5 protein-coding genes and 1 pseudogene are annotated in these 4,314 nt (G+C 69.0%); 3 read left to right on the forward strand and 3 right to left on the reverse strand.

Annotation, left to right across the window (positions count from 1 at the left end; translation table 11 throughout):
- Together AB0M20_RS29530 and AB0M20_RS29535 are read right to left on the reverse strand one after the other, a co-directional pair.
- Window positions 1–133: pseudogene (locus AB0M20_RS29530) on the reverse strand (MFS transporter); the annotation flags it as partial.
- A 127-nt stretch (window positions 134–260) separates the two neighbouring features.
- A complete protein-coding gene (locus AB0M20_RS29535) occupies window positions 261–1,214 on the reverse strand; it encodes a glycerophosphodiester phosphodiesterase family protein (RefSeq protein ID WP_364303590.1) in 954 nt (317 codons plus the stop codon).
- Window positions 1,215–1,291: 77 nt separating this feature from the next.
- Between AB0M20_RS29535 and AB0M20_RS29540 the strand changes: the two genes are divergently transcribed.
- Both AB0M20_RS29540 and AB0M20_RS29545 read left to right on the forward strand, forming a co-directional pair.
- A complete protein-coding gene (locus tag AB0M20_RS29540; RefSeq protein ID WP_364303591.1) occupies window positions 1,292–2,644 on the forward strand; it encodes a potassium transporter TrkG in 1,353 nt (450 codons plus the stop codon).
- On the forward strand, window positions 2,637–3,299 hold the full coding sequence (locus AB0M20_RS29545) for a TrkA family potassium uptake protein (protein ID WP_364303593.1): 663 nt from the start codon (window positions 2,637–2,639) through the stop codon (window positions 3,297–3,299). Before AB0M20_RS29540 ends, AB0M20_RS29545 begins: the two co-directional genes overlap by 8 nt.
- Here AB0M20_RS29545 and AB0M20_RS29550 read toward each other — a convergent pair.
- Window positions 3,296–4,120: a cellulose binding domain-containing protein gene (locus AB0M20_RS29550; RefSeq protein WP_364303594.1), complete on the reverse strand. Its 825-nt coding sequence runs from the start codon at window positions 4,118–4,120 to the stop codon at window positions 3,296–3,298. The genes AB0M20_RS29545 and AB0M20_RS29550 overlap by 4 nt on opposite strands.
- Between AB0M20_RS29550 and AB0M20_RS29555 the strand changes: the two genes are divergently transcribed.
- The coding region (locus AB0M20_RS29555; protein ID WP_364303595.1) for a hypothetical protein at window positions 4,119–4,314 on the forward strand (196 nt) is incomplete at its 3' end. The two genes, AB0M20_RS29550 and AB0M20_RS29555, sit on opposite strands and share 2 nt — an antisense overlap.

Here is a 4,314-nt window from a genome sequence, read left to right on the forward strand (position 1 = left end):
GGTCGTCGCTGATCGTGGAGACGAGCAACGGGCCGGCCACCATCGTGACGCCGTCGCCCAGGTTGGAGACCGCCGAGGCGGTCCAGAGTCTGGTGAAGTCCGCGCCCGTACGGGCGGGGAAAAGGGCACGCAAAACTGCTCCTCAAGCAGGCGGGAATCGGTCACCGAGTCCGCCGCTGAGCGAGAGAAAGCAGGGTCCTCGCTACGCGGCGGGGACCGTCACCTTGCTGAGCCGCATCACAACCCCTTCCGAAGAAAGATCAGCCCACGCTAACCGGCGTGCGGTGCCGCCGCAGCGCATTAACCGCCGCCACTGCCGTGTCCGGGTGGTCGGTGAAGAGGCCGTCCACGCCGAGGTCGAGGAAGTACTCGTACTCGCAGATGACGTCGCCGCGATCCGTCGGTGAGTCACCGAGCCGGCAGGACGGCGGCAGGAACGCATTCTCGGCCCGGAACGTCCAGACGTGGACCGCCAGCCCGGCGGCATGCGCCCGGGCCACCATGCCGGGGTCGGCGCGCAGCAGGTCCTTGTCCGGGCCGATGGCGTGCGCGTAGGTCGAGATCGACGTCAGATCGTCGGGCGGGGTCTCCAGCAGGTGGACCAGCCGCAGGTCGGTCATGCCGCTCATCGTCACCAGGGACGACGCCTCGAACGACTGGATCAGGATGTGGTCGGTGCGGTCGGCGAAGCCGTTGCGATAGAGGGTGCGGATCAGCGGCTCCTCGAGCGCCAGCCCGAGCGCGGCGAAGTGCGACGGCAGCTTCGTCTCGGGGTAGACGCCGATCGGCCGGCCGAGGCGGCGTTCCTCGGCGGACGCGAGGTCGAGGACCTCCTGGAACGTCGGGATCATGAAGCGGCCGTCGAAGATCGTGTTCTGCGGGCGTACCCCGGGAAGTCTTTCGATCGCGCGAAGCGTGCGCAGCTCGGCGAGCGTGAAGTCCTCGGTGAACCACCCGGTGACCTCGGCGCCGTCGATCAGCTTCGTCGTCCGGCGGCCGGCGAACGAAGGGTGGGCGGCGACGTCGGTGGTTCGGCTGATGTCGTTCTCGTGCCGGGCGACGAGTACGCCGTCGCGGGTGGAGACGAGGTCTGGTTCGATGTAGTCGGCGCCGAGGCGGATGGCGAGTCGGTACGACTCCAGGGTGTGCTCGGGACGGTACCCGCAGGCGCCGCGATGACCGATGACGAGTGGTTTGGTCGGAACGTAGTCCACACCCTCAGTGAACGGCCGTCATGCTACGGAACGATGGGCACGACACGACAAGCAGGTGAACGTCCACCGGGAGTGGTATGACCTTGGGGGTGCGGGGACGTTCGTCGTGGCAATATCCGGCCCGGATCGTGCCATTGGCGTTCCTGGGTGCCGTGGCGATCGGCACGGTGCTGATGATGCTGCCCGCCGCGCGTGCTGAGCCGGGGCACGCGCCGTTCGTCACCGCCCTGTTCACGGCGACCAGCGCGGTCTGCGTCACCGGCCTGGCGGTGGTCGACACGCCGACCTACTGGTCGACCTTCGGGCAGGTCATCATCACCGTGCTGGCGCAGGTCGGCGGCTTCGGGATCATGACCCTGGCGACGCTGCTGAGCCTGCTGGTGTCCCGCCGGCTCGGGTTGCGCAGCCGGCTGATGGCGCAGGCGGAGAGCTCCGGGCTGTTCGGCGGGAACCTCGGGCGGGTGCTGATCCGGATCGCGCTGACCATGTTCGTCTGCGAGGCCGCGATCAGCGTGGTGCTGACGCTGCGCTTCTGGCTGACGTACGACTACTCGTTCGGCCGCGCGGTGTGGGAGGCCGTCTTCCACGCCGTCCAGGCGTTCAACAACGCTGGCTTCGCGCTCTACCCGGACAGCCTGGTGCGGTTCGTCGGCGATTGGTGGATCTGCCTGCCGCTGACGCTGGGTGTGTTCACCGGCGCGATCGGCTTTCCGGTGCTGTTCGAGCTGGCCCGGGAGTGGCGCAAGCCGGGCACCTGGTCGACGCATACCCGGCTCACCGTGTGGGGTGCTCTGCTGCTGAGCTCGATCGGCTTCCTGGTGTTCCTGACCTTCGAGTGGTCGAACCCGAAGACGCTGGGTGCGCACGGCTTCGGCACCAAGATCCTCGCCGCGTTGACCCAGGACGTGATGACCCGCTCCGGCGGCTTCAACAGCATCAACCTCGGCGACATGAACACCGAGACGATCGCGGTGACCAACGGTTTGATGTTCATCGGCGGCGGCAGCGCCAGCACCGCCGGCGGCATCCGGGTGACCACTTTCCTGCTGCTCGCCTTCGTGATCTGGGCGGAGTTGCGTGGTGAGGCCGATGTGACGATCCGCAACCGGCGGATCGCCGACGAAACGCAGCGTCAGGCCATCACGGTCGCACTGCTCGGCGTGGCGCTGGTCGCGGCGGGCACGCTGGGCCTGATCGGGCTGACCGATCACATCCCGTTCGACCGGGCACTGTTCGAGGTGACGTCGGCTTTCGCGACGGTGGGGCTGAGCACCGGCATCACCCCGTCGCTGCCGGAATCCGCGCAGGTTCTGCTTGTCGTCTTGATGTATGTCGGCCGGGTCGGCACGATCGCCGTAGGCACCGCGATCGCCCTGAACACCCGTCGCCGGCTGTACCGCTATCCGGAGGAGCGACCACTCGTTGGCTGAGGAACATAACGACAACGTCGTCGTCATCGGCCTGGGCCGGTTCGGTGGCCAGGTCGCCGCTTCGCTGCAGAACCTCGGCCACGAGGTGCTCGGCATCGACTCCGACCCGCGCATCGTGCAGGACTGGTCGGACCGGCTCACCCAGGTGGTGGAGGCGGACGCGACCGACACCGACACGCTGCACCAGCTCGGCGTACCGGACTTTCCCCGCGCGGTGGTCGGCATCGGCACCAACCTGGAGACCAGCGTGCTCACCGTGCTGACGCTGGTCGAGGTGGGCGTGCACGAGATCTGGGCGAAGGCGACCAGCGTCAAGCACGGCAAGATCCTGCGGCAGGTGGGCGCGAAGCACGTCATCTATCCCGAGGCGGAGATGGGTGAGCGGGTCGCGCACCTGCTCACCGGCCGGATGCTGGACTACATCGAGTTCGACGACGGCTTCGCCATCGCGAAGGTGCGGGCGCCGGGCGAGGCCGTGGGCCGGTCGTTGGCCGACGTCGGGTTGCGCACCAGGTGGGGCGTCACGGTGGTGGGGGTCAAGCTTCCGGGCCAGGACTTCACGTACGCGCGGCCGGACACGGTCGTACCCAAGGGTTGCATCCTGATCGTCGCCGGGGACACGAAGAAGGTCGAGAACTTCGCCGCCAAGACCTAGATCGCGACGGAGAAGCCACCCACCCGGCGCTCGGGCGCGGGCGGCGGCGTCGGCCTGGCCTTCTGCTTTCCTTTCGGCGCGATCTTGGGCGCAGGCTTCACGACCTTCTTCTTCGCCGGCTGCTTCTCGGACGAAGGCGACTTCTTCCTGGCCGCGACCGTCGCGGCCGTCGTCGGCGACGGGTCGGGCTCGATGACCGGGGTACGCGCGCCGACCACCTGTGCCTCGCACCGGCGCCCGTCCAGCGTGAAGGCCAGCGGCAGCGGGTTGCTCCCCCGGTACGCGCCGCGCAGCGTGACACTCGCCGACCGCCCCGGCCCCAGGTCCTGCTTGCCGCGATAGACCACCTTCCGCCCGTTCTGCGCGATGGCCCGCGCCGGATCGGTGAGCCGCTGCGTCCCCGGGTACGCGAACTCCATCCGCCAGTCCTCGACCGACTGCTCGCCGTTGTTCACCACGGTCACCCGCGCCTCGAAGTCGGCGCCGGTGTCCTTCTCGACGCGGTAGCGGACCGTGCAGCCGGCGGTGTGCGCGACGCCGGCCGGCGTGCCCACTCCGGCCGCCGACGCCTGCGCGGGCCCCACCTCGGCCGGCTCCCGCTCCACCGCCCAGCTCACCCCGACCGCCGCCAGCATCGCGACGGTGGCGACGCCGGCCTGCATGCGATGCCGTGCGGTCAGCGAGAAGACCCGCGGCGACGGCAGTGTCAGCACCCGGCCACCCTGGAAGAGCCCGCCGCCGAGCGGCTTCGCGGCACCCATGCGAAGCACCGGAAGCAGCCGCAGCCCGGCCTTCAGCCGCAGCCTCCGGAGCGGCCGCATGCGCCGCGACGGCGCTGGAAGCGACCGCAACGGACGCGGCCCGGGCACCGGAAGCGGCCGCCGCAGGGGCACGGTCGGCGACTCGGAGACCGGCGGCATCACCGGCGCGATCCCGACCGTGGCGCCCAGCCGGGTGGCCATAATTAGGGTGAATATGAAAGATATAAGCAATGTTAATATTTTAGCTAATTTAT

Source organism: Actinoplanes sp. NPDC051633 (genome assembly GCF_040681735.1).
In the GTDB taxonomy this organism is placed as follows: Bacteria; Actinomycetota; Actinomycetes; order Mycobacteriales; family Micromonosporaceae; genus Actinoplanes.

Bases quoted from the DNA above. Each gene is read 5' to 3' on its own strand.
- AB0M20_RS29540 (WP_364303591.1), top strand. From the start codon at position 1,292: ATGACCTTGGGGGTGCGGGGACGTTCGTCGTGGCAATATCCGGCCCGG.
- AB0M20_RS29550 (WP_364303594.1), bottom strand. From the start codon at position 4,120: ATGCGGCCGCTCCGGAGGCTGCGGCTGAAGGCCGGGCTGCGGCTGCTT.